Here is a 25,264-nt window from a genome sequence, read left to right as displayed (position 1 = left end):
AAGGAGTTGTGGTTCAATGGTAAAATTAGAGACGATCTTCATTGAAGGAAAACCTTTTACCAGTGTAACAGTGAAAATGCCAAAGACGACATTACTTGCCGTTTATAATGATGTTGGCTACATCATGTGCGGGGCTCTAGATGTTAAATTTTTAAATGATCATTTAAGTGATCGTGGTATCATCAGTGGCCGTGCTGTAGGGGTTAGGACCATTGATCAATTACTATCATCTCCCCTTGAGTCTGTGACAACACATGCTGAGGAAATGGGGATTACAAAAGGGATGATTGGCAAAGAGGCTTTGTTAAAGATGATTTAAGTGAAAAAAACGATATAGCGGTTTTAACGCCAAAATAAAAATGTGTATGTCCCCCTTTAGTTAAGCATATACATGCTTTATAAAGGGGGATTCGCAATGTTTAAACCATATCGAAGATACCGCAAACGACGAAATCTACCTTTCAAACATGTTTTTTTAATTACAATTATCCTCTTTTCTATTTTTACCTTTGTTGGACTGGGGATTATCGATAAAAGTATTACCCCTTCTTTAATGACGATCGCATCAACACAAGCCGATCAGATTGGCTCTTATGCCATCAATTATGGCATAGGAAAAAAAACCCTAAATGATTTAACAAATGATTCAGCTAAACTTGATAATCCGCAAAATATAACAAAACAATTAGCAACCATAAAATATAATCAAGAGGGGTACCCAGTCAACGTAACGCCAAACACCGTTGCCATCACACGATACATGACTGAAACGGAAAATCGAATTCAATGGTTCCTTCGTATGGTCGAAGGGGGAAACGTTGATTTTAGTAATTCGGAATTAGATGATGTCACAATAAAGGAAAATCCTAAAAAACACAATGGCGTGGTTGCAGAAATACCACTAGGGGAGGCTTCCCATAATGCCTTATTATCAAACTTAGGACCAAGAGTTCCCATTAATATGGAATTAATAAGTGATGTTAAAGTTAATGTGGTTTCCAAGGTGACAGCACTTGATATTACAACCAATTATTATCGACTCTATCTTCAAGTTCGTGTTGATATTAATGTGATTATTCCATTTGCAGTCAAGGCAAAGCCGATTATTCGAAATGTCCCTATTTTTGAAACGCTTGTTAAAGGGCCCGTTCCTTCTTATTATCAGGATGGAAATGGCGCTCATTCAACACCAGCCTTACCCGTACCTAAAAAATGATTTTAGACAAAAAGGAAGGATGCATGGTCATGACCATCATCCTTCCTTTCTTCTCGGAAAAGAGTTTTATTATTTATGTTGTTGCAAACTTTTTGTTTCCCATGTTCGTAAATATGGATAAGGATCAAATGAAAATTCAGTACGACCATTATCACGATACATGCCATAATGTAAGTGAGGAGGGAATTTACCCTGTGTTCCTTCAGGTCCATAACCAGAGCTTCCAACATAGCCAATGACTTGTCCTGGTTTTATCACTGATCCTTCATGAATGTTGTTGGCATAGCCTCGTAAATGTCCAAAGTAATGATAATTATTTTGTGGGTCTCTCAAACCGACACGCCATCCTCCATATTTATTCCACCCCATCATTTCGATAACACCGTAAGATGTAGCGAGAACCGGTGTCCCATAGTCAGCAAAAATGTCAGTTCCTTCGTGTATGCGTAGACCGCCCCATCCACGTCTAGCCCCCCAAGTTGATTGATAATCATAATTCATATGAACAGGAACAGGAAAGGCATGATCTTCCAACTGTGTGGTATTGAAATGTTGATATAGTTTGGCGTATTCAGTTATCATTTCAACCGTTTTTCCACGATGATACATTTTCCATAAGGCAATTTTTTCATTATCTAGACCAGGTCCTCCTAGTGAAAGGATGGAAGCATAGCTATATAAAACATCTTCAGGCGAATGGATATCGATGATGCCATCCCCATTTCCATCCTTTCCCTGCCCTTGAAAGAAAGCAATGGATTTAGGATTTGTATCTTTCGGATTTGGATTTAATAATCCAACCCACAGATGTTCATCCATTTTTATACCAATCAAATCCTCGTTCGTATTTGTCGTTGTCCGTAGTCTGTGGATATTGCGTTCATATTGATCGCAGGCAGCTAAGATTGTCCAAGGCACACCAGTGACTGCTGCTGTTTTCAGATATAACGCTTTACGTTCATCGAATATAGATTGTTTAGCAAGACTGTTTTTATCAACTAAAGGGGTAGATAAGCAAAATAAGAGCAGTGATAAAAACAAGGTTCGATATAAATACGACATGATCTGCCTCCTTCCTGATTTTGTAAACTATTTATAACACCAAATCCAACTCCGTTTCTCCGAATTGAGATAAGAGGAGATATATTGGATAAACTGTTATAATATAAACAAAATGAAATGATTTTTCCTCGTTCTTCACATCGAAAAAGAGATCATAAGGTGTTCTCTCCGTTTTATCCCGCTTTAATGGGCAATTAATTCAATTTTAAGGGTTAAGACGGAATCGATAGATGCATAATGGGGACCATGATCCGCAAGTAACCGTGATTGGTTTAGCTCACAGTCAGTGGAAGAGGGAAGATTTCCTACTGATTGAAGTTTCACTATATATCATGACCTTTTTTAGAATAAAATTGCTTGGAATTATATGGAGAATGTTTTGGCAAGGGGTGAGAAAAAATATGAGTGAAAAAGTCGTGGTTAATAATATAACATATGAAGTTATTGAGAATGTTCGCGATGGCTGGAAAGAAGCCTCATTTTTACAGAGGTATAGTGATATACTAAACAAGTTCGATTATATTGTTGGTGATTGGGGATATGAGCAATTGAGACTACGTGGTTTCTATGAGGATACACATCGAAAAGCCTCCTACGACACCAGAATTAGTACACTTACGGATTACATATTAGAATATTGTAATTTTGGTTGTGCTTATTTTGTCGTAAAAAAGATAAAATCTACCGATTGATACAGAACATAGCAAAAAGTCTTTATGTTAAATTTAAAGAGGTTGCACTTAAAATAATGACTGTAAGTTTATAGATATTGTGAGGGATGTTGATGAAACATTATGATGGATTTTTAATTGACCTTGATGGAACGATGTACAGAGGAACAGAAAAAATAGAAGAAGCTGTTCAATTTGTAAAAAAATTGAAAGAAAAAAATATAAACTATTTATTCGTAACCAACAATTCAACACGAACAAAAGAAGTTGTTGCAGAGTCATTGCAACAGTTTGGTGTACCGGCTACACCTGATGATGTTTTGACCACAAGTATGGCAACAGCCCAATATATTAAAGATGAAAATCCAAATGCATCGGTTTATTTTATTGGAGAAGCAGGATTAAAGCAGGCACTAGAAGAAGTTGGTCTTAACTATGAAGAAGAAAATCCAGACTACGTGGTTATGGGAATGGACCGTGAAATAACGTATGAAAAGTTAACAAAGGCTTGTCTAGCTGTTCGGAAAGGAGCTAAATTTGTCTCTACGAATCCTGATATTGCCCTTCCAACAGAACGAGGATTTCTTCCAGGGAATGGATCATTAACATCCGTAGTTTCTGTTTCTACGATGGTTGATCCCATTTTTATTGGAAAGCCCGAGCCAATCATAGTCGAACAAGCCTTAAAGAAAATCGGAACAGCAGCGGAACGGACTATTATGGTTGGTGATAATTATCATACGGACATTCTTGCGGGACTAAGAGCAGGCATTGATACATTACTTGTCCATACAGGAGTGACGACCAAAGAAATGTTACTAGCGATAGAGGAAAAACCAACTTATGCTCTTTCGTCATTAGAAGAATGGACATTTTGAAGCTAGGGCCTAATTAGGAAGTCGTTGTTATATCTGAATTATGGGCAAGGCGACTCGCAGCAGCGGCAGCTATAGCACCAACAATATCGTCTAAGAAAGTATGACATTCACCGGTGGATTTATCGTTTAGTCTCGATAAGATCCCCGGTTTTTGTTTATCTATATACCCGTAGTTTGTTAAACCAATGGAACCATACACGTTTAGAATAGAAAGAGCGACAACCTCATCAATGCCATATAGTCCTTCGTCTTTTTTTAGCATACTTTGTAGGGGTTCGTCTAATAAACCTTGTTCTGTCAGTCGATCTAATTGGATCCCTGTAAGAATGCCATTTTGCACTTCACGTTTTGAAAGAACCTTCTCTACATGCTCGGTGCAATTTTCGATTGTTAAATTAGGAAAATAACTACTTTGTAAATAATAGGTTAATTCTGCGATGTCTTGCACTTTTACACCACGATCAAGAAGCCATTCTCTAGCCTTTTTTTCGATCACATTAAGTTGTTTTTCTTTCACTTTCATTCACTCTCCAATCGCTTTTTACGTTAGTCATGTTTAAGGATTGTCACATTTTATGGGCATGAGCATAGAATAATCTTAAAAGAAAGAACCGTTATCATCTGAGGTGATGGACATGAACAATGAATGGATAACGTTTATCAATCAACAATATGGCCTTGTATGTGAAAACATTGGTACAAAAGAATCACCCATCCTTCGATGGAATAATGAGAAACTTATTTTACAGCCTTTATCGGCTTTTTATCATCAGGAAATAGATCAACTAGCACATCTTTCTGAATCCATTCGTTTGGCAGGGCACCAAAAGACGATGCTTATTCATAAAACCATTAAGGGACAATATACCATTAAAATACAAAATCAGCCGTATGTGTTGTGTAGTATGCCATTGATGACGAGAGGACATTCATTTTCTTATCCAAAAAACTTGGCGAAATTACATCGAGATACTATGGGTATTGATATCAATGTATTTAAAGAATCACCTTACTTGCGAAATAATATGTATTGGGGAGAGCGTGTTGATAATTTAAAAAGGAAGGTCGAACAATCTTTGAATTCAAATCATGTTCCGTCATTTGAACAAAAATTCATTCAAGTTTTTCCTTATTTCATTGGGTTAGCAGAAAATGCGATTCAATATTATGTTGATTGGAATATGGATTCATTAGAAATTGAACCACCCGTCCTTTGTCATTATCGGGTGAAAAGTCAGCAAGTGTCAGATAATGGGGTTGATAATCCAGCTGAGTGGGTTATTGATCATAGATCTCGAGATATAGCTGACTGGATTCGTGATACCATTTGGAAGACACACACCCTCCCAATTAATGAAGTTGACGTATTCTTACAACATTATCATGTTATATTCCCTCTGACAGAGGATGTCCTATCACGTATATATGGGCGTTTATTATTACCCATTTCTTTTATTGAATGTGGTGAAGATTACTATTTTGGTGGAGATAGATCTGAGGAAATGATGAAACAATTGGAAATGACCATTCAAAAATCAGAAAAAATGGAACAATTTTTAACGTCGTTTGCCAACCGATATCACATTAATGCGGTCGATTGGTTAAAAACTTTAGCATGAAGGTTGTACAAAATAATGGGAAAATAGAGCGGGTTTGTCACTATTGATAAAATAAATCCCCTTCACACGATGTATGAGGGGGAGAGAATAGCTATCCTATTTTATTTAAAAAACTTGTTCTAACTCACGGACACCGGGTACTTCTTCAAGAAGTGCTCGTTCAATGCCGGCTTTTAATGTAATGGTCGAACTTGGACAATTACCACAGGCACCCATTAAACGAACGCGTACTATGCCATCTTCTACGTCAATTAATTCGACGTCGCCACCATCACGAAGCAAGAAAGGACGAAGTTTATCTAATACTTCTTCAACTTGTTCACGCATGTCGTTCTGACTCCCTTCTCCATACATATAGATCTATTATAAACGACAACAATAAAAAAATCCATGCGGAAACCTTTAACAAAAATCATAACTTCCATTTTAACTGAAAACTGTATATATTATAGTGGAGTGCATTTTTTGGAGAGGATGAAGAATGATGGAACTTACCGTTTATGGTTCAGAGGCTCGATGTTCGAGTTGTGTCCAAGCACCATCTTCTAGAGAAACAATGGAATGGCTTGAAGCTGCGATCAGACGTAAATTTATGAATGCAAATCATTCAATCCGATATGTGGATATTTACTCCCCTATTTCTGAACAAGATATGAAATATACAGAAAAAATAATAAATGATGAACTTTTTTTCCCACTAATTGTAGCGAATGACACGATCATTGGGGAAGGAATGCCAAACCTGAAGAAAATATTCCAATATATCGAAAAAGAAACAGACTTATTCGTTTCTGAATAATATCTCAGAACAAAATTAAAAATTTGACGAATAAGGTTTCACACGATAGGATTGTATCGAGGTGAGCCAAAAATGAAGCCTATTATAGAGTTTTGTATGAGTAATCTTGCTAGTGGCTCGCAAAAGGCTCTTGAGAAACTCGAAAAGGATCCCAATCTAGACGTGATTGAATATACATGTCTTGGGTATTGTGGATTATGCTATGAAGGACCTTATGCGTTAGTCAATGGTGAGTTTGTATCAGGGGAAACACCTGAAGAACTTGTTGATCATATATATGCCTATTTAGAAGAAAACCCGATGTTTTAAAACACTACAGAAATCTTCTGTGGTGTTTTTTTCACACAAATAACTCAATTTAACTCTTCATATTGATAGCGATTATACGATAATGAAGATAACAAATTAATTTCATAAAGATTCATTCAAGGAGGATGCTAAATTGGATTTTTCTCATACTTGGCCATACGAAAAAATAAAAGACGACTATTATTTCACAGAGTGTCCTTTTTGTCACACTGAAAATGTCTATTTACACCTAAGTAAAACAGCTGCTAAACGGGCAGAAGAAGGGATAAAAACCCATGTCATTATGCCATGCTGTCATGAAAAAATAGTTATTGTTGAAATGGATCGAGACTACATCTGGAGTGAACAAGCCTTACGATAAATGAATTATCCCGATTAACACTATTCTTTCGTCATTTAGACAAAATACGAGCATACTAAAATATTTGTCGATAAGTTTTTAGATTATTAATCAAAAAGTGGGGAATATCTATGACACGATTACCTTTTACAAAAATGCATGGGTTAGGTAACAATTATATTTATGTCGATCGAGTGACTTATACGGAGCCTTTGCCACCGTATTCTGAGTTGGCCAAAAAAGTGTCCAATCAAAACACCGGTATTGGATCAGATGGGCTTATTCTTATTCTACCTTCAGAAGTAGCGGATGTGAAAATGCGTATTTTCAATAGTGATGGTTCTGAAGCGAAAAATTGTGGAAATGGGTTAAGGTGTGTTGCAAAGTATGCTTTTGAACATGGACTGGTGAAGGAAGAACATTTTTCAATTGAAACGATCAGTGGCAAAGTAGAGGCCAAAGTATTCCCAACTGATGGTGGTGTTGATAAAGTGACCATTGATATGGGAGAGCCTATTTTAGAACGTGAACGGATTCCTATGACTGGAGGAAAGCCAGTAGAAACAGTTATTCAGGAAACGCACATCATTGAGGGACAAGCATATCAAATAACGGGTGTTTCTATGGGAAATCCACATGGTATATTTTTGGTAGAAAACATACACAATATCCCTATAAATGAAATTGGCCCCAAATTGGCCGATGGACACGACCTTTTTCCTGAAGGAACGAATGTTGGATTTGTTGAAGTCCTATCAGACAGTGAACTACATTATCGTGTTTGGGAACGGGGATCAGGGATTACGCAAGCTTGTGGGACAGGAGCATGCGCTGCCGTTGTTGCATCGATCTTAGAGGGACGACTACGTAAGGATGAGTTAATTACCGTTCATCTTGCTGGTGGGGACCTTCAGATTGAATGGGACAATGCATCCAATCATGTTTGGATGACGGGAGCTGCTGTTACGATTTGTGATGGAATCTTCTTCCTATAGAAAATCTAGCATTAATGGCTGAAAACTGTTGGCCTTGCATATAAATTGACTTTCTTTCGTGAGGCATGAAACTGATTTAAAAATATTAGCAGGGGGCTAGTAAGATGAATAAAGAAAACGTTTATGCTCAAATTGAACTATTCCGCCATCGTATGATTTCAACTGCTATTGAACGAGGTTTTTTAGATCCTACCGTATTAGAATATAGTCGTCAAATTGATTATTTGCATAACGTCTTAATCAGACGAAGTCAGGGACAAACGGTCAATTAATTGAGTAAAAGTGGATTTCAAGATACAATAGGATTATCCTTTTAATTAGGAGATGAGAAAATGATTCTAACAATTACCGAGGCGGCTAACTACCGAATCAAAGAAATGATGAAAGAAGAAGAAAAAGAAGATATATTCCTTCGTGTTGGTGTCAATGGTGGAGGGTGTACGGGCTTAACTTACGGACTCGGATTTGATGATACTCTTAAAGAGGACGATCTTTCATTCGACGACAATGGCATAAAAGTGGTTATTGATAAAGAAAGTGCCCCTTTATTAAGAGACGTAACCATTGATTTTAAACAAAATATGATGGGCGGCGGCTTTGCGATAACCAATCCTAATGCTATCGCCACATGCGGATGTGGTCATTCATTTAAAACGGCTACAAATGCAGGTACACCAACGAAAGATTGCTAATAATTTTCCTTAATACTAAATAACGATCAGGTTCAATTCATACCATATATGGATTGAACCTTTTTGTGTTTTGAAACGCTCTTATTAATAGCAGAATGATTAAGTCAAACGATAAACTAATGCCGATGTCTACGCGTACAGCATTATTCGGAACCAAAAAGTGATTTAATACGTAAAGGTGTAGAATAGACTAATCTTTACGTTCTTTTCTTGTGAGACATAAATAAAGAAAGGAAGCTGTCATGATGCATATATTACCTTATTTTATTGCTATCCTATTTGTGACCTTGGTTCCATCTATATGGCGTGATAATTACAAGAAATACGATTTTTATTACTATCAACTGGCCAAACTATTAACTGGTTGTTTGTACATTTTCTTTGTTACCTATTTTAAATTAATGGATATTACATATAGTGGGTTGTTTGTAGCCTTTGTTCCTTTAATTTTAGTATCTATTTTGATAGATATAGGGATATTTAATCGAAAGAAAACAAAACCTGTTATATATCTCACTGGATTTATTATATTTTTCTTGCTCGCCTATACAGGGTTTCGATTTATCTACCCTTTAACGTTAGCTCACTCCAAATATAATATGGCAAATGCACAAGTGACCAATGAGAAGGAAGAGCCTGTGGATATTCAGCATATTCCAGTTGTTCCTAAAAAGTACGCGAGATACAAATCAGAGAAACTATTAGGTAGCGTGAGCAACTACTCCTATTACGAATTAGGCGATTCCTCTATTCAAAAAATAGATAAAAAATTGTATTGGGTCACACCAATTGAGTTTAAAGGATTATTTCGATGGATGAAGGCAAGGACGGTTCCTGGATATATTAAAATGAATGCTGAGGATGAAAATGCTGAACCTCAATTTGTAAAAGAAAAAATGAGCATTGTCCCTTCTGCCTATTTTAATCATCACTTAGATCGCGTGGTTAGAGCAAAATACCCTCATCTGATTCTATATGGCGATTCGTTTGAACCTGACGATAATGGGAAGTCGTATTACGTTGTCAGTTACGGTCACTTTTCAAAGTTTCGCCAAATTCGTTCTGTTGATGGTGTCATTGTAGTAGATCCAACAAATGGGAAAATGAAACGTTATTCCATGTCACATGTTCCTACGTTTATTGATCAAGTGATCCCGGATTCTATTGCTGAAGAAAGAAATGATTGGTTTGGAAAGTATAAACATGGTTTCTTCAACAGTCTAATAGGGAAAAGGGATGTACATGAGCCAACGAAATGGAAAGGTCAAGATGAGGTAACGGCGGTTTTTAATCGAAATGGTCAAATGCAATGGTTTACTGACCATACGATTAATAATACCAATTCAGGCTCAATGGTCGGTTATACATTAATGGATGCAAGATCAGGCCAATTGACATACTACACAAAAGCAAACGGTTTGATTAATGGTGGAGCAGCTATAAACGTTGTAAATAAGACGTTTAAACGTGAAGGATATAAAGCCATAGGACCAACACTTTATAACATTTATGGTCAATACTCCTGGGTTGTTCCTGTGTTAGATGACAATGGGGTCTTCAGAAATTTAGCTGTTGTTAACGCGGAGAATGAAAAAATGATGGGGTATAGTGATAACAAAAGAGATACTTTCAATAATTACAAAAATAAACTATCACTAAATAGTGAAGATAATGCCGTTCCGTCAGACATGGCTAATACGAAAACGTTAGAAGGAAAAGTTATTCGCGTGTATAAAGCTTTTGAGAATAATCGAACCATCACGCAATTTATGATAAAAGGGCACTCTCAAATTTTCACCGTGACATCGACAAAGTTTCCATACTCGGTTTTCCTAGAGCAAGGGGAGAGTGTGCGAATCCAATATGTGGATAATCAACAAGATACGGCTACAGTTATGAAGTTTGCAAATTTGTCACAAAAGAACGAATAACAATGTTGACCTTTTTAGTAAGTTATTCGAAATATAAGATCGTTAGGCTTGAAAAATACACAAAAAAGACATATTATTGATTATGGATAAAGAATATTTTTTTGCTAAAAGAGCGTGTTCAAAAAACGAGGACCTTTTTTTTGAACAAACGCCTCAAAATCATACAGTTTGAACATATTAATAGAGAAGTGGGTGTCACCAATGAGCAAACCAAAAATTTTAATTCTAGGTGCTGGCTACGGTGGATTGATGACTGCCGTACGCTTAACAAAAGAGCTAAGCAATGAAGACGCAGATATTACGTTAGTTAACAAACACAATTATCACTATGAATCAACTTGGTTACATGAAGTATCGGCTGGAACGATTCATCATGACAAAGCAAGAGTTCTAATTAAAAATGTTATTAATCCAAATCGTGTCAATTTTGTTCAAGATTCAGTAAGAGAAATTAAGAAAGATGAAAAGAAAGTTATCCTAAAAAATGGAGAACTTACGTATGATTATCTTGTTATCGCTCTTGGTTTTGAATCAGCAACATTTGGTATCAAAGGTCTAGACGAATATGCCTTTGCAATGCGTAGTATTAACACGGCCCGTCGAATCCGTGAGCATATTGATTATCAATTTGCTAACTATAACAATGACAAAAATGCGACTCCTGAACAATTAGCGATTGTTGTAGGCGGTGGTGGTTTTAGTGGTATCGAGCTTCTAGGTGAACTCGTTAACCGAGTGCCTGAATTGTGCAGAGAATATGATATCGATCCAACACTTGTTAAGATTACTAACGTTGAAGGAGCTTCGTCCATTTTACCTGGATTTGATCCTGAACTTGTGACTTATGCAAAAAACTTCCTCGAATCAAAAGGTGTACAATTCAAATTAGATACATTTATTAAAGAAGTCACACCTGATAGTGTAAAAATTCAAGCCAAAGGTAGCGAAGATTTAGAAGAAATCAAAGCAGGTACAATTATTTGGACAGGTGGAGTAAAAGCAAACGCAATTGTTGAAAACTCTGGTTTTGAAACAAATCGTAGTAAAGTTCCTGTCAAAGATGACTTACGTGCACCTGATGATGATTCAGTCTTCGTTGTTGGGGATTGTGCCTTAATTATGAATGAAGAATCAGGTCGACCTTATCCACCAACAGCACAAATTGCTCTCCAAGAAGCTTATGTTATAGCTAGAAACATTAAACACATACTTAAGAATGAACCAACTGAAACCTTTGTATATAAATCAAAAGGTACTGTGGCTTCTCTTGGACATAGTGATGCTATTGGTGTCGTATTTGGTGATAAAAAGCTTAAAGGTAAAGCAGCTGCAACCATGAAAAAAGTCATAGATGACAGATCCTTGTTCTTACAAGGTGGTCTAGGCTTATTACTTAAAAAAGGTAAATTTAAACCATTTTAATGAAAAATAAATCAATCAAAAGGCTATCGATGTCATAGACATCGGTAGCCTTTTAAAATACGATTAATGATCTTCTTTCATATAATCAAGCGTTCGTTTTAACCCCTCTTTTAAAAGAGACCATGGGGAAAAATTCGATCCTTGCGGTAACTAGCTATATTGATTCTCTTTAACGAATTCTGGTATTAAAAATTATAAGGAGAAATCAGTGCTCTCAATAAAATACATAATGAAAATGAAATGGGGGATACTTTTTACTATAGGAGCGTGAAAAAATGGTGAAGAAATATAGCATCTACGGAAAGAAACGAAACTCTATTATGTTTCTTTTTTTATGTTTATTTTTTTGTCAGACAACATCGCATGCCATTGCATTGGAAAAGACGGCATATAGTCATCAAACGAATGGTGTTGTATTGGATGTGGCTCAATTAGATACTTACCCACATCATAGAGTCATGACGACGGGTTACACGGCAGGGCAAGAATCTACAGGGAAAACTCCTAACGACAAGTCTTATGGAATAACGTATAGTGGTGTGAAGGTAAGAAGGGACTCGTTTTCGACTATTGCTGCAGATCCACATATCTACCCAATTGGAACCATTTTGTATATTCCAGGATATGGATACGGAGTGGTAGCTGATACGGGAAACGCCATCAAAGGCTATAAATTGGACTTGTATTTTAAAACGGTCGATGACGTATATAGACAATGGGGGAAGAAGCAACTAGAAGTTTACACCATAAAAAGAGGACGGGGCGTCTTAACAGAAGCTGTACTAGAGCACTTAAACCATGATAAAACCATCCCAGTGTCAAAATGAAGCATCCATTTTAATCAGTACGGATAATTTTCCAGATCTCTTGTAATTTTTTCATTTTATCTGGATGATCTAATAAATCTTTAATAAATTGTTCTAAATTAGGGAACTGTCTAATTCGATTAATGAGTTTGATATCTTGTTCACTTGAGTATGTGGAATTAAATTCGTGAACCTGATCTGTTCGACCTAATAAATAATCAGTCGATACTTGAAAATAATCTGCAATAAGCATCAGTGTATCTGGATCTGGTTTTCGATTGTTTGATTCATATCGGCTGAGTTGAACATTTGAAATATTTAGTTTTTCAGCTAGTTCTTTTTGAGAATAACCAGCTGTTTCCCGTAAATTACGGATTCGAAAACCAAGTATGTCCCTCATTTAACTGATGCACCTTTCAATAATTTGTGTCTTAAAAATTTTATCATGACAACAAATTACCGAATGGTTAATTGTCAAAACGGAAAATAATTTTTTAATTTAATACAAAATAATGATATAATCACAGTAAAGGTTACCAATTAGGCAAGGGGTGATTATATTGAAAAAGTTAACTGTAAATTTAGAAAAATTAAAGAAAATAAGGAAATCCAAAATGACATTAAAAGAAATATCGACATCCTTAGGCTATCAAAGTCCGAATGGTTACTACTATCTTGAATCCGGTCGCAGTAAATTTACAGCAGATACGTTAGCTCAAGTTTCGATTATATTAAATGTGCCGCTAATTGACCTGTTTTGTGAAGTAGAGGATCATGAAAGGACGGATAAAATCAACATTTAATGATGGTTCATGTCCGCTGATAAATCTAATACTATTTGTCGAATAGTCCCTAAATATCAAGTGAAAAAAGATCCATAAAAAAGTCCCCCTCAGTGTATATTCATGATAAAATAATACTATCTTAATTTAGAATGTTATTCTATTTTAATAAACGACTTCAAATGATTCGATCGGGATCTACCTTACCTCACTTCTTAAGACTTTTTGCACACAGAGGTGGGGCTTTGGGCGTTGAATGAGCCTTAAATTAATGGAAGTCACTATTGAAATAATCGATGGATTACTAGGCAACTTAACCATTGAATGATAAACTTAAGTTGGTAAAGTCATGCATTTTTTTGTTTGAATTGAAAGGGGATTTTAAAGTGTGTGGATTTTGTGGGTTTATATCAAATGAACCATTAGTGCCTGAACAACATGATCAAAACCTAATGCCTGAAAGAGCGAATATTATCACTCATCGTGGTCCAGACGATGTTGGTTACTATACAGATGATAAAGTACAATTAGCCTTTAGACGTTTAAGTATTATTGACTTAGAAGGAGGCCATCAACCTCTACCTTATGAAAATGAACGTTACCATATTATATTTAACGGTGAAATCTATAACTATTTAGAAATAAAAGAAGAATTAGAAGAAAAGGGTTATACGTTCAAAACGTCATGTGACACAGAAGTCCTTTTAGCATTGTATGCTGATCGAAAAGAAGAAGCCATGCAAAGTCTTCGTGGGATGTTTGGCTTTGTTATTTGGGACAAGCAAGAGCGTACACTATTTGCTGCTCGAGATCATTTTGGTATTAAACCTTTTTATTATATGGAAACAGAGGAAGGCATATTTTTCGCTTCAGAAAAGAAAAGTATGTTAGTTGGTGAGGAGTCTCATCCTGTGTTAAAAAAAGCATTACAACAATATTTAACCTATCAGTTTGTGCCAGAACCTGATACAATGGCCGAAAATATTAAACGTCTTGAACCAGGACATTATCTTATAAAAAAAGAAAATGAACCATTGCATATTGAAGCCTATTGGCGTCCTAGTTTCTCACCAGTTCAACAGACACTTGACGATGCTAAGACAAAGATAAGAAATGTTCTTCGTGATTCCGTCAAAATTCATATGCGAAGTGATGTGCCGGTCGGTGCCTTTCTTTCTAGTGGAATTGACTCGACGAGCATCGTCGCATTAGCAAAAGAGTTTCATCCAAGCATCCAAACGTTTACAGTTGGATTTGAACGTGAAGGTTATAGTGAGATCGATATTGCCAAAGACTCAGCTGAAAAATTAGGAGTTGACAATATACATACAGTGATCACTCCTGAAGCATTTGTACAGGAATTACCTCGGATTATTTGGCATATGGATGACCCAGTAGCAGATCCAGCAGCTGTCCCTTTATATTTTGTTGCAAAGAAAGCGAGCGAGCATGTTAAAGTCGTTCTTTCTGGTGAAGGGGCAGATGAGCTCTTTGGTGGGTATAACATCTACCGTGAACCTTTAGCTTTAAATTGGTTTAATAAGATACCAACGCCAGGAAAGAACATAATGAAAAAGCTGGCTGAAAAAATGCCGGAAGATATGAAAGGTCGCAGTTATATTCTTCGTGGATGTACACCTATAGAAGATCGATATATTGGGAATGCCTATATGTTTGACGAAGCTGAGAAACAATTTGTTCTGAAAACACATCAAGATTCAATTAATTTCACCGACATTACTAGGCCTTTATATGACCGATCAAAATCGTATGATAGTGTTGAGAAAATGCAATTCGTTGATATTCATACGTGGATGAGAGGGGATATTCTTGTTAAAGCAGATCGAATGACGATGGCCCATTCGCTTGAGCTTCGTGTACCATTTCTTGATAAAGAAGTCTTTGAAGTGGCTAAAACGATTCCTTCTTCTTTAAAGACAGCTGAAAAAACAACAAAATATGCGTTAAGAGAAGCTATGCGAGGAATTGTTCCAGATTCGATTCTTTATCGTAAAAAATTGGGCTTTCCAGTGCCAATTCGGGTATGGTTGAAAAATGAATTATATGAATGGGCAACACAATTGATACGAGAAAGTAATACTGAAGAATATATTAATAAATCTTATGTATTGAAACTTCTTGATGATCATAAAAATGGAAAGCGTGATAATAGCAGAAAGATATGGACCGTTCTTGTGTTTATGATTTGGCATCAAATTTATATTGAAAAAGCATTATTTATTGAAACAAAAAAATTAGATCCAGTTAAAAATTAAAGAGGGCAGCCTAGCTCTCTTTTTATTTTCTTCTAGTAGATAAATCAAAATAAAGTGAAACTTCCACCAGTGGGGGGGCGGGGGGCTTTACTTGCCGTTAAGGCGGGATAAAAGAACTTTCCTATTGTTTAATCGACATATTTCAAGAGTTTATTACATTATTTCCCGGGACATGACACTAATTAAAATTAAGATAATTTCACCCTCCATTAATCAGATTATTTTTTGGTGAATGGGGAATGATTCAAAAGAAAACGTGACAAAATAAAATCTGTTTTGAAGTTTTTTGTCTTATGTAAGTGTTGTATGGTATACTTTAAAAGCTAATAAATGTTTAGGAGTTGTTTTCATGCAGTTGAATGTTAATGTTGGTGATATAGTTGAAGGAAAAGTAACAGGTATTAAGCCTTTTGGTGCTTTTGTTGCACTTGATAATGAACATCAAGGACTCGTTCATATTTCTGAAATAGCCCATAAGTATGTTAAAGATATTAATGACTTATTAAGTGTTGGAGATCCTGTTAAAGTAAAAGTGTTGACAGTTGATGAGGATTCCGGGAAAATTTCTCTTTCGATAAGAGCAACTGAACCTGCTCCAAAGGCTGAACCGAAAAAACCTTTTTCTCCTAGAAACCGCTCGTCTAGATCGGAGTCTACAGATAAACAACCAGGTTTTAATACATTAGAAGAAAAGTTAAAAGACTGGTTAAAAGAATCTAACGACCGCCAAGCCCAATTGAATAAACGTCTAAAAAAATAAAGTGAAACTTCCATCAGTGGGGGGGTTCTTCATTCCTGCTGAACTAATTACGGGCAGTTGATCCCTCACCTATTTTCTTTGAATACTCTTGAGGTGGGGGTCTTACTGCCCGCTAATGTTTTATCCTTTTAAAAAGCTGATTCCTAAGTTAGATAACTTGCGAATCAGCTTTTTTTATTTAATGCGTCGATGTTTCCCGAGAATGTTCAACTTGTTCACTTGGCTTGAAGAGTAACGTTAGGCAATAAAGGGCACAAATTCCAACAACACCATAAATGATACGTGCGAGAGTACCTCCGAAAACAGCAGCGACTAAATCAAAATTAAAGAAACCAATTAAGCCCCAATTTATTCCACCGATGATGAGTAAAGCCAGTGCAAAACGTTGTAAACCACCCATTTTTTATACCTCCTTTTTTGTTACATTATTAGCTTTCCTTGTACTTTGATCATTTATACATTTAGAAGTGGATTGAACAAAAAGGGGTTTTTCTAAATGAAAGTTATTGTTTGAAGAGAATTTACTAACCTTATCAAAATGTTGCCGAAATAAACAATGACGAAATAGCATCAATATGTGCGATTCCGATGTATTATTATGAAAATTATTGTATAATGATATACAAGAAAGATGTTTTTCATATTCTCTGGATGATTTCTGTAAGCGATTGCTATTTTTGAGTCTATGGAAGTCTTTTATAACAAAGCAAACAGTTTTACATAATAGGAGGCGTTTTGTACATGAGTAATAAAGTTACATTTGATTACAGTAATGCACTCACATTTTTCGCTGAACATGAATTAGATTACTTAGCTGGTGCAGTTGAAACAGCTCATAAAGCACTTCATGAAGGTACAGGAGCAGGGAATGATTTCGTTGGTTGGCTTAATTTACCGACTGACTACGATAAAGAAGAGTTTGCTCGTATCCAAAAGTCTGCAGAAAAAATTAAAAACGACTCAGATGTTCTTGTTGTAATTGGTATTGGTGGTTCTTATCTCGGTGCACGTGCAGCCATTGAAACGTTAAATCATTCTTTCTATAATATACTTGATCAATCAGAACGTAAAACACCTCAAGTCTTTTTTGTTGGAAACAGCATTAGCCCAACATATACTAAAGAATTGTTTGATGTACTCAAAAATAAAGACGTGTCAGTCAATGTTATCTCAAAATCAGGTACAACAACAGAACCTGCCATTGCATTCCGATTATTTAAAGGTTTCTTAGAAGAGAAATATGGAAAAGAAGAAGCTAAAGGAAGAATATATGCAACGACAGATAAAGCAAGAGGGGCTCTTAAAACATTAGCTGATAATGAAGGCTATGAAACCTTTGTGATCCCTGATGATGTTGGTGGACGTTATTCTGTTCTAACGGCAGTAGGTCTTCTTCCGATTGCAGTAAGTGGCGTTGATATCGATGAACTGATGACCGGGGCTCGTGATGCACAAAACGATTTTAACGAACCAGAATTAAGAAACAATGAAGCTTATCAATACGCGGTTAGCCGTAATGTCCTTTATAATAAAGGAAAAAATATTGAATTACTTGTGAACTACGAACCAGGCTTACATTATTTCTCTGAATGGTGGAAACAACTCTTTGGAGAAAGTGAAGGCAAAGATCACAAAGCCCTTTATCCTGCTTCAGCTGATTTTTCTACGGATCTTCATTCATTAGGCCAATATATTCAAGAAGGTCGTCGCCAGTTAATTGAAACGGCCTTATATGTTGAAAAATCTAGACAAGATATTGTCATTGAAGAAGATGCGGATAATCTTGATAAATTGAATTACTTAGCTGGTAAAACAATGGACTTTGTTAATAAAAAAGCGTTTGAAGGTACATTGCTTGCTCATACGGATGGCGAAGTACCAAACCTTGTTGTAAAAATACCTGAATTAACCCCTTATCACTTCGGCTACCTTGTTTATTTCTTCGAAAAAGCATGTGCCATGAGTGGCTATCTCTTAGGAGTTAATCCTTTTGATCAACCGGGTGTTGAAGCATATAAGAAAAATATGTTTGCTCTACTTGGTAAACCAGGATTTGAAGCTGAGAAAGCAGAACTCGAAAAAAGGTTAAATAAATAATAGATTTTGTGGCCTTTTTATTAAAAAACTTCGCCTAATCGGCGAAGTTTTTTTGATCTAGTGGTCGGGAATATTTAATGAATTGACTATTGCTTTTGTTGTAAGTTCCGAAGTTTGAATAATTTGGTCGGCGCCGGCACGTTTAGCGTTATCCATTTGGGATGAGGTTAAAATTTCGGCTATCGCATATATTTTTGGGTTCAATCCTTTTACAGTAAGTAAGGTCATTATGGTATGGATATCTGCATCTTGCTCTAGAGCATTTGGATCAGCTGTTATAATAATTTGCTTTGCTTCCTTAATATTGGCATGCATCATTGTTTCATCTTCATACGGTTTTCCTTTAATAAAGTAGGTATCATCTAATTGACTTTCTTTAAGTGTATGGTCAACTAAAACAATCGGGTTTTTCCATCCATGTTGGCTCCGATAGCTCTCGATAATTTTTTTCGTACGTTCATTCCAACCTACGATAATCATGTGTTGATCTCCTTTAAATATTGCTTTGCCATAATGATCTTTAAATTGGGAAAGCATGATGTGTTTAGCTAAACGCATATAGAAGTAAGTGACAAACCCAGTAGCTAAATAAATAATTAAAATACTACAAATTTGGCCTAATTTAGACTTCGGAACGATATCTCCATAGCCAATGGTCGTGAATGTCATAGTTTCCCACCATAGTACATGAACGAAGCTATCAAACGTTTCGGGTTCTATTAAATGCATACAGTAACCAAACACCATCATCATAATACTAATGACAATAAAGATGCGGAGAACCTCGGGTAATTGAATATATTTGGATTTTAGCCATTTTAACTTCATTGACGCGGTCTCCTTTATCTATTAACATATGATCATAGCCACCAATTTTAGAGGCTAATTTTCCACATATGGCTAGATTAAACCCTCATTGTTGAGATTTAATCAAATATCTTAAAGAAAAACAGATAAGGGATCTATGATCTCAAGGAACTTATGACAAGAGGAGGATATCCTTGTGAAAGCCAAAAAGCCCAAGACATTCTCAAGGCTGATTAGTATACTTCTTAGTGTTATCCAAATTCTATTATGTTTATTTATTATATTGAAATTTTTTGGGGCTAAAGAGGTACCCTTTGTTCAGTGGGTGAATGGGCTCTCAACACCTCTGTTAACACCTTTTTATAACATGTTTGAACCTGTCACGTTTGCTGGACACTATGTTCTTGATTTATCTGCTTTATTTGCCTTAATCATATATAGTGGAGTGGGCTATATTCTGCTTAAATTTTTGGACATGATTGGAAAATAACTAAAAAAAACGCAGACCAACTAAAATGGACTGCGTTTTTTCTTTACTTTATAAATAATTTTTAGGATAGACGTCCACTATAATCTTCAAAACCGAATTGTCTAATGACTTTAATTCCTTCATCATCATGATAAGTCACAATGGAAGGAAGGTTAACGCCATTAAACATATGATTTTTAACCATCGTGTAGTGAGCCATATCACAGAAAATGAGCTTATCACCCGGTTTTAGCGGTTCTTTAAACGAATAGTCTCCAACGACATCTCCCGCAAGACAGGTGAGTCCACCAAGTCTATAAGTATAAGGTAACTCATTTGGCTGGCCAGCATCCATAATCTCTGGTCTGTATGGCATCTCTAGAACATCAGGCATATGACACGTTGCTGACGTATCCAAAATGGCGATATTCATGCCATTTTGAACAATATCAAGAACGGTTGCTACAAGATAACCGGTATTTAAAGCAATCGCTTCTCCAGGTTCAAGGTAGATATCGACATCATACTTATCTTTTAGATAAAAAATCGATTGGACGAGTTTCTCGATATCGTAATCCTTTCTTGTAATGTGATGTCCACCACCAAGGTTAAGCCATTTCATCCTTTTAATATATTCACCAAATTTTTCTTCAACGACTTTTAGTGTGCGTTCTAATGTATCAGAATTTTGTTCACACATGGAATGAAAATGTAAACCATCGATCCCTTCAAGTTCATCTGGTCTGAAGTTTGATAAGGTTACCCCTAATCTTGAATGAGTAAAACAAGGGTCATATAAAGGGGTGTCAATTTCTGAGTATTCAGGGTTAATTCGAATCCCACATTCAATCTTTTTGGATGTTACGTTTTTTACTTTATCTTTATATTTATTCCATTGGTCAAAAGAATTAAATACGATATGATCTGTATACTTTAAGAGTTCATCAAAGTCACTTTCTACATAAGCCGGTGAATAAGTATGCACTTCTTTTCCCATTTTTTCATATCCGAGCCTTGCTTCAAAGAGTGAACTCGATGTTACGCCTTTTAGATATTGACCAATTAGTGGAAATACTGAATGCATAGAAAATCCTTTTAAAGCAAGAAGAATATGACACCCTGTTCGATCCTGTACAGATTTTAAAGTTTCTAGATTTTTAGTAAGCATTCTTTCATCGATAAGATAACAAGGCGAAGGTAATTTATTTATGTCAATGTTGTTCAGTATGTTTGTCATGATATCTTCCTTAATCGATTAAAGTTGGTGTGAAATTTTCTTGCCAAGGCAATCCATTTTTATTAAGAGCTTCCATAAATGGATCAGGATCAAATTCCTCGACATTATACACGCCAGGCTTTTTCCAAATGCCTTTGATAATCAGCATGGCACCAATCATAGCTGGAACACCGGTTGTATAGGAAATGGCTTGCGATCCAACTTCTTTATAACATTCTTCATGGTCGCAAACATTGTAAATATAATACGTTTTTGGTTTCCCGTCTTTAATGCCTCGAATGATACAACCAATATTTGTTTTTCCCTTTGTTCTAGGACCGAGAGAGGCCGGATCAGGGAGAATCGCTTTTAAAAATTGAAGTGGAATGATTTCCTTTCCTTCAAATTCAATGGGTTCAATTGAAGTCATACCCACATTTTCTAATACGCGTAAATGAGTCAGATATTTTTCAGAGAATGTCATCCAGAAACGAATTTTTTTAATACCTTTAATATTAACAGATAATGATTCCAATTCTTCATGATATAAAAGATAAATATCTTTAGGTCCAATCTCAGGAAGATCATAGACTCTTTTTTCAGAGAGAGGCTCTGTTTCAATCCATTGACCATTTTCAAAATAACGACCATTAGCCGTTATTTCACGTATGTTGATTTCAGGGTTAAAATTGGTTGCAAATGGGTAGCCGTGATCGCCAGCATTGGCATCGACGATATCGATGGTATGAATTTCATCAAAGTGATGCTTTTGGGCATAAGCTGTAAATACGCCTGTTACTCCTGGGTCAAAACCGCTTCCAAGTAGTGCTGTAATTCCTGCTTCTTCAAATTTTTCTTTATAGGCCCATTGCCATTTATATTCAAATTTAGGTGTGTCAGGCGGCTCATAGTTAGCTGTATCCACGTAGTGGACACCAGTCGCAAGGCACGCATCCATAATTGTTAGGTCTTGGTAAGGAAGTGCAACATTTATAACAACGTCTGGCTCAAATTTTTTAATAATGTTAATGACTTCATCCGTATTATCAGCGTTGAGCTGAGCAGTATGAATCTTTGTTCTGCCTCCATCTAATTTATTCTTTAGAGCGTCACATTTTTCTACCGTCCTGCTCGCTATACAAATCTCTTCAAAAACATCTGAGTTCTGGCAGCATTTATGTACAACGACACTAGCAACGCCACCGGCGCCAACAATTAACGCTTTTCCCAATTATTTTCTACCTCCCTAAATAGCTAGATTAAGCTTATTTAATCAAATACAATAAGGCTGATTATACATAAAAGATGTCAAATTAGCAATTATTATTGCTGAAGATGACGCATCTGTCTTTATTGTGACCAAGTTTGTTGAAAATAGTAGTAAATGAGCGAAATGTGCTCCGATAAGTCATGCCATACATCGACCCTGATGCCACATAAATTGTTTTTTAATAAAGCATAAATGTCACCTTCTATATGTCTCATTCCCTAACGGTGGTTTTCGGAAACAACAGTCATAAAAAAAGATTGATTTAATAAAAACAGGGGTAATAAACAACAGAACGAAGATTAAAAAGGAGGAATTATATGTTTCGCCATCAAAAAGAACTGCAGTTTGAAGTAAAGGTGGATGGGCCTGATCCTATGCTAGCACGTCAGCTTCAGGAAGTTTTGGGTGGACAATTTGGAGAAATGACGGTTATGATGCAATATCTCTTCCAAGGGTTTAACTGCAGAGGTGAAGAAAAGTATAAAGACATGCTTATGGATATTGGTACAGAAGAAATTGGCCATGTCGAAATGCTTTGCGCTTTAATAAGTCAATTGTTAGATGGGGCATCTCCAGAGGATCAAGCTGATGCAGCGACAGATCCAACTATGGCAGCTATTATGGGCGGTATCAATCCTCAACATTTAATTGTTAGTGGTTTGGGAGGATTACCAACAAGTTCAACAGGTGTTCCTTGGAACGGCGGATATATCGTATCAAGTGGTAATCTATTAGCTGATATGCGTTCCAATTTACATGCGGAGAGTCAGGGCCGCCTTCAAGTAGCAAGAATTTATCAAATGACTAAAGATGAAAGCGTACGTGCAACATTGCGTAAAATGCTTGCACGAGACCGTTATCACCAATATCAATGGATGGCTGCTATTAAAGAACTTGAAGAGAAAAAAGGCGTTGTTGTTCCAGCTTCATTCCCTGCGGAAGCCGAAATGGAATCTCAAGAACAAGCGTACGAGTTTTGGAATTTATCCGATGGAAAAGAATCCTCTGAAGGATTATGGGCAACGGGGAGTGCTCCAGACGGATCAGGTGATTTTGTCTATGTTGGTGAACCTGAGCCAAAAGGACAAATTCCTAAGTTAAGCGTTCCGCTAGAATCTTTGCAGCATGACTTGAATATTAATAAATCATTTAAATAAAAGATAAAAAACCATGACATTGTTAAATGTCATGGTTTTTTGTGGTGCCTGGCACCCAAAACAATAGGAACTTTTACAAAATGGCACGCATAAGATGATTCATAGACATTTACCTAGTTTGGGGAGGGAACGTTCTGTGAAAAATCGGCAAAGTGATTTGAATCCAATACTTTTTGATCCATCAGGTGAAAGGGATCGAAAATTTGAAGAACAGGGCATTACAATGTTAATTGATACAGGAAATGGTCTAGCTCTCTTTGATGATCTCTTACAGTTGGCCGGTGAATACGTTGATTTTATAAAACTAGGGTTTGGAACAACCGTGTTGTATTCAAAGGAACTTTTAGAAAAAAAGCTTCAACTTGCTAAAAAAGCAAACGTTAAACTATATCCAGGTGGTACCTTATTTGAAATTGCCCTACATAAGGGTGTTGTTAACGAGTATTTTGATTTTTTGCAGAACGTCGGTTTTGACTATATTGAAATCTCCGAAGGAACTATTGATTTACCTTTTAGAAAACGACAAATGATGATTAAAGAGGCAGTGGCTAATGGATTCACCGTCATTTCAGAATGTGGGAAAAAAGAAGAAGGTAGTTCTTGTGAAGTGAAAGACCTGGAACGTATGCTGTATTCTGACCTGGAATGTGGTGCCTCGTATGTCATCGTAGAAGGAAGAGAATCAGGTGAAAACGTGGGGATCTATAATAACAATGGGAAGATAGACCATGGTTTTCTAGAAGACATAAAAGAGACAATTCCTGATGATATAAGAAAGTTTCTTATTTGGGAAGCCCCACAAAAAAAACAACAAATTGAGTTAATTCATTTTTGGGGCAGAAATGTAAATCTAGGTAATATCCAATGTAAAGATGCATTTAGCCTTGAATGTCTCAGAAGGGGTCTAAGATTTGATACTTTTTCTAAATAGTTAAAATATTCTTGGTTTATAATTATATTGACTATTAAGGATGAATTGATACAATCCTATTTTCGATTAAAATGGGGACCATATTCGAAATGTCTACGTGACCACAATATTTTATATCTTCCGTGTTCAGATTTTTAACTAATCTTTTTCCAGTTATCGTTGAATAGAGGAGATGTGGTAATCGATTGGCTAGCTGAAGGTAACAAGCTTCCATTGCTTTTGAGAAATCGCAGGTTTCAATAGAAGGTACTCGATTCCTCATGATCGATACCATTAACCCTGCGGCAAGACCATCTTCTAAAGCAAATTCACTGCGGGTACCTGCACAATAAAGCGTTAAATTGCGATTTAGATTGATGGCTTCTTTTACACAAGCAGAGGCATTCAAAAAACAACCAATAAGTAATTTATAGGCAGAAGCGGCCTTTTCAATGGCTCTTGTTCCATTTGTTGTTGTAAGAATAAGTTTTTTCCCGGTATGTATTTTTTTCTTAAGGATAGAAGGCGAATTATTATAATCAAATCCATCAAGTTTTTTACCATGCCATTCTCCAGCAACGATCGAATTTAAAGAACGCATAGTTAAGGCTTCATTTCTTGTTTTTACAGGAATAACAGACGTGAAGCCAGATTCTAATGCCGTTACGATGGTACTAGATGCCCTTAATACATCAATGACAATGACTGTTCGGTTATCTATCTGTCCTTCTTGGATGTCTTCCAACGTTGCGACAGTATCGATACGCATAAAATGACTCC

General features: G+C 36.1%; 30 protein-coding genes. 21 read left to right on the top strand and 9 right to left on the bottom strand.

From position 1 onward, the window contains the following. Positions 1-16 precede the first annotated feature (16 nt). Both GMB86_RS01405 and yunB read left to right on the top strand, forming a co-directional pair. Positions 17-319: a YunC family protein gene (locus GMB86_RS01405; protein ID WP_155216086.1), complete on the top strand. Its 303-nt coding sequence runs from the start codon at positions 17-19 to the stop codon at positions 317-319. 96 nt (positions 320-415) lie between these two features. Next, the gene (gene yunB / locus GMB86_RS01400; RefSeq protein ID WP_196220090.1) at positions 416-1,216 is read left to right on the top strand and encodes a sporulation protein YunB; all 801 of its coding nucleotides are present in this window, start codon (positions 416-418) and stop codon (positions 1,214-1,216) included. A gap of 69 nt (positions 1,217-1,285) precedes the next feature. On the opposite strand, the gene GMB86_RS01395 is transcribed toward yunB, so the two are convergent. Continuing rightward, positions 1,286-2,278 (bottom strand): M23 family metallopeptidase, encoded by a 993-nt coding sequence (locus GMB86_RS01395; protein ID WP_155216083.1) that lies wholly within the window; start codon positions 2,276-2,278, stop codon positions 1,286-1,288. A gap of 374 nt (positions 2,279-2,652) precedes the next feature. Here GMB86_RS01395 and GMB86_RS01390 point away from each other — a divergent pair, with 374 nt between their 5' ends. Both GMB86_RS01390 and GMB86_RS01385 read left to right on the top strand, forming a co-directional pair. Continuing rightward, entirely contained in the window at positions 2,653-2,970 is a 318-nt protein-coding gene (locus GMB86_RS01390; protein WP_408033822.1) for a YutD family protein, read from the top strand. A gap of 92 nt (positions 2,971-3,062) precedes the next feature. Then, on the top strand, positions 3,063-3,827 hold the full coding sequence (locus GMB86_RS01385; protein WP_155216079.1) for a TIGR01457 family HAD-type hydrolase: 765 nt from the start codon (positions 3,063-3,065) through the stop codon (positions 3,825-3,827). Between the two features lie 13 nt (positions 3,828-3,840). On the opposite strand, the gene GMB86_RS01380 is transcribed toward GMB86_RS01385, so the two are convergent. Further along, positions 3,841-4,350 carry a phosphatidylglycerophosphatase A family protein gene (locus tag GMB86_RS01380; RefSeq protein ID WP_155216077.1) on the bottom strand — a complete coding sequence of 170 codons (510 nt, stop codon included), beginning with the start codon at positions 4,348-4,350 and terminating at the stop codon, positions 3,841-3,843. A 112-nt stretch (positions 4,351-4,462) separates the two neighbouring features. Between GMB86_RS01380 and GMB86_RS01375 the strand changes: the two genes are divergently transcribed. After that, positions 4,463-5,446, top strand: a complete 984-nt coding sequence (locus tag GMB86_RS01375) for a protein kinase family protein (RefSeq protein WP_155216075.1) — start codon at positions 4,463-4,465, stop codon at positions 5,444-5,446. Positions 5,447-5,551: 105 nt separating this feature from the next. Here GMB86_RS01375 and GMB86_RS01370 read toward each other — a convergent pair whose 3' ends face one another. Further along, a complete protein-coding gene (locus GMB86_RS01370; RefSeq protein WP_141190391.1) occupies positions 5,552-5,773 on the bottom strand; it encodes a NifU family protein in 222 nt (73 codons plus the stop codon). Between the two features lie 157 nt (positions 5,774-5,930). Between GMB86_RS01370 and GMB86_RS01365 the strand changes: the two genes are divergently transcribed. The 9 genes from GMB86_RS01365 (at position 5,931) to GMB86_RS01325 (ending at position 12,761) form a co-directional block, all read left to right on the top strand. Beyond that, positions 5,931-6,245: a DUF1462 family protein gene (locus tag GMB86_RS01365; RefSeq protein WP_155216397.1), complete on the top strand. Its 315-nt coding sequence runs from the start codon at positions 5,931-5,933 to the stop codon at positions 6,243-6,245. A gap of 72 nt (positions 6,246-6,317) precedes the next feature. Further along, complete coding sequence (locus tag GMB86_RS01360) at positions 6,318-6,554, top strand: YuzB family protein (RefSeq protein ID WP_155216071.1); 237 nt, start codon at positions 6,318-6,320, stop codon at positions 6,552-6,554. Between the two features lie 133 nt (positions 6,555-6,687). After that, the gene (locus GMB86_RS01355) at positions 6,688-6,915 is read left to right on the top strand and encodes a hypothetical protein (protein ID WP_155216069.1); all 228 of its coding nucleotides are present in this window, start codon (positions 6,688-6,690) and stop codon (positions 6,913-6,915) included. Positions 6,916-7,025: 110 nt separating this feature from the next. Continuing rightward, complete coding sequence (gene dapF, locus GMB86_RS01350; protein WP_155216067.1) at positions 7,026-7,889, top strand: diaminopimelate epimerase; 864 nt, start codon at positions 7,026-7,028, stop codon at positions 7,887-7,889. A gap of 104 nt (positions 7,890-7,993) precedes the next feature. Next, positions 7,994-8,161 (top strand): Spo0E family sporulation regulatory protein-aspartic acid phosphatase, encoded by a 168-nt coding sequence (locus GMB86_RS01345; RefSeq protein WP_155216064.1) that lies wholly within the window; start codon positions 7,994-7,996, stop codon positions 8,159-8,161. Between the two features lie 60 nt (positions 8,162-8,221). Then, complete coding sequence (locus GMB86_RS01340; RefSeq protein WP_155216062.1) at positions 8,222-8,581, top strand: HesB/IscA family protein; 360 nt, start codon at positions 8,222-8,224, stop codon at positions 8,579-8,581. A gap of 242 nt (positions 8,582-8,823) precedes the next feature. Next, entirely contained in the window at positions 8,824-10,512 is a 1,689-nt protein-coding gene (locus tag GMB86_RS01335; RefSeq protein ID WP_155216060.1) for a hypothetical protein, read from the top strand. 201 nt (positions 10,513-10,713) lie between these two features. Beyond that, positions 10,714-11,934, top strand: a complete 1,221-nt coding sequence (locus GMB86_RS01330) for an NAD(P)/FAD-dependent oxidoreductase (RefSeq protein ID WP_155216058.1) — start codon at positions 10,714-10,716, stop codon at positions 11,932-11,934. 275 nt (positions 11,935-12,209) lie between these two features. Next, complete coding sequence (locus tag GMB86_RS01325) at positions 12,210-12,761, top strand: 3D domain-containing protein (RefSeq protein ID WP_155216056.1); 552 nt, start codon at positions 12,210-12,212, stop codon at positions 12,759-12,761. Between the two features lie 10 nt (positions 12,762-12,771). On the opposite strand, the gene GMB86_RS01320 is transcribed toward GMB86_RS01325, so the two are convergent. Continuing rightward, the gene (locus GMB86_RS01320; RefSeq protein ID WP_155216054.1) at positions 12,772-13,140 is read right to left on the bottom strand and encodes a helix-turn-helix domain-containing protein; all 369 of its coding nucleotides are present in this window, start codon (positions 13,138-13,140) and stop codon (positions 12,772-12,774) included. A 160-nt stretch (positions 13,141-13,300) separates the two neighbouring features. Here GMB86_RS01320 and GMB86_RS01315 point away from each other — a divergent pair, with 160 nt between their 5' ends. The 3 genes from GMB86_RS01315 (at position 13,301) to yugI (ending at position 16,558) form a co-directional block, all read left to right on the top strand. After that, positions 13,301-13,543, top strand: a complete 243-nt coding sequence (locus GMB86_RS01315) for a helix-turn-helix domain-containing protein (protein WP_155216052.1) — start codon at positions 13,301-13,303, stop codon at positions 13,541-13,543. Between the two features lie 365 nt (positions 13,544-13,908). Beyond that, positions 13,909-15,798, top strand: coding sequence for an asparagine synthase (glutamine-hydrolyzing) (asnB, locus tag GMB86_RS01310; protein WP_329602699.1), 1,890 nt, complete (start codon positions 13,909-13,911; stop codon positions 15,796-15,798). A gap of 349 nt (positions 15,799-16,147) precedes the next feature. Continuing rightward, a complete protein-coding gene (gene yugI, locus GMB86_RS01305; protein ID WP_155216050.1) occupies positions 16,148-16,558 on the top strand; it encodes a S1 domain-containing post-transcriptional regulator GSP13 in 411 nt (136 codons plus the stop codon). Between the two features lie 178 nt (positions 16,559-16,736). Here yugI and GMB86_RS01300 read toward each other — a convergent pair whose 3' ends face one another. Next, positions 16,737-16,958 (bottom strand): DUF378 domain-containing protein, encoded by a 222-nt coding sequence (locus GMB86_RS01300; RefSeq protein ID WP_155216048.1) that lies wholly within the window; start codon positions 16,956-16,958, stop codon positions 16,737-16,739. Positions 16,959-17,299: 341 nt separating this feature from the next. On the opposite strand from GMB86_RS01300, the gene GMB86_RS01295 reads away from it, so the two are divergent. Next, positions 17,300-18,655 carry a glucose-6-phosphate isomerase gene (locus GMB86_RS01295; protein WP_155216046.1) on the top strand — a complete coding sequence of 452 codons (1,356 nt, stop codon included), beginning with the start codon at positions 17,300-17,302 and terminating at the stop codon, positions 18,653-18,655. A gap of 57 nt (positions 18,656-18,712) precedes the next feature. Here GMB86_RS01295 and GMB86_RS01290 read toward each other — a convergent pair whose 3' ends face one another. Next, positions 18,713-19,483, bottom strand: coding sequence for a potassium channel family protein (locus GMB86_RS01290; protein WP_155216044.1), 771 nt, complete (start codon positions 19,481-19,483; stop codon positions 18,713-18,715). A 175-nt stretch (positions 19,484-19,658) separates the two neighbouring features. Between GMB86_RS01290 and GMB86_RS01285 the strand changes: the two genes are divergently transcribed. After that, a complete protein-coding gene (locus tag GMB86_RS01285) occupies positions 19,659-19,952 on the top strand; it encodes a YggT family protein (RefSeq protein WP_329602698.1) in 294 nt (97 codons plus the stop codon). Positions 19,953-20,013: 61 nt separating this feature from the next. Here the strand turns inward: GMB86_RS01285 and nspC are convergent, their stop codons facing one another. Both nspC and GMB86_RS01275 read right to left on the bottom strand, forming a co-directional pair. Next, positions 20,014-21,168 carry a carboxynorspermidine decarboxylase gene (gene nspC / locus GMB86_RS01280; RefSeq protein ID WP_155216042.1) on the bottom strand — a complete coding sequence of 385 codons (1,155 nt, stop codon included), beginning with the start codon at positions 21,166-21,168 and terminating at the stop codon, positions 20,014-20,016. Between the two features lie 10 nt (positions 21,169-21,178). Further along, entirely contained in the window at positions 21,179-22,378 is a 1,200-nt protein-coding gene (locus GMB86_RS01275) for a saccharopine dehydrogenase family protein (RefSeq protein ID WP_155216040.1), read from the bottom strand. Between the two features lie 356 nt (positions 22,379-22,734). Between GMB86_RS01275 and GMB86_RS01270 the strand changes: the two genes are divergently transcribed. Together GMB86_RS01270 and comA are read left to right on the top strand one after the other, a co-directional pair. Continuing rightward, entirely contained in the window at positions 22,735-23,574 is an 840-nt protein-coding gene (locus GMB86_RS01270; protein ID WP_155216038.1) for a manganese catalase family protein, read from the top strand. A 136-nt stretch (positions 23,575-23,710) separates the two neighbouring features. Continuing rightward, positions 23,711-24,505 carry a phosphosulfolactate synthase gene (comA, locus tag GMB86_RS01265; protein ID WP_196220089.1) on the top strand — a complete coding sequence of 265 codons (795 nt, stop codon included), beginning with the start codon at positions 23,711-23,713 and terminating at the stop codon, positions 24,503-24,505. 34 nt (positions 24,506-24,539) lie between these two features. On the opposite strand, the gene GMB86_RS01260 is transcribed toward comA, so the two are convergent. Then, on the bottom strand, positions 24,540-25,253 hold the full coding sequence (locus tag GMB86_RS01260; protein WP_155216034.1) for a 2-phosphosulfolactate phosphatase: 714 nt from the start codon (positions 25,251-25,253) through the stop codon (positions 24,540-24,542). Positions 25,254-25,264 lie beyond the last annotated feature (11 nt).

It is taken from the genome of Terrilactibacillus tamarindi (genome assembly GCF_009718825.1).
Classification (GTDB): domain Bacteria; phylum Bacillota; class Bacilli; order Bacillales; family Sporolactobacillaceae; genus Terrilactibacillus; species Terrilactibacillus tamarindi.
The sequence above is the reverse complement of the archived record's forward strand: the minus strand, read 5'-3'. Positions and strand labels throughout refer to the sequence as shown.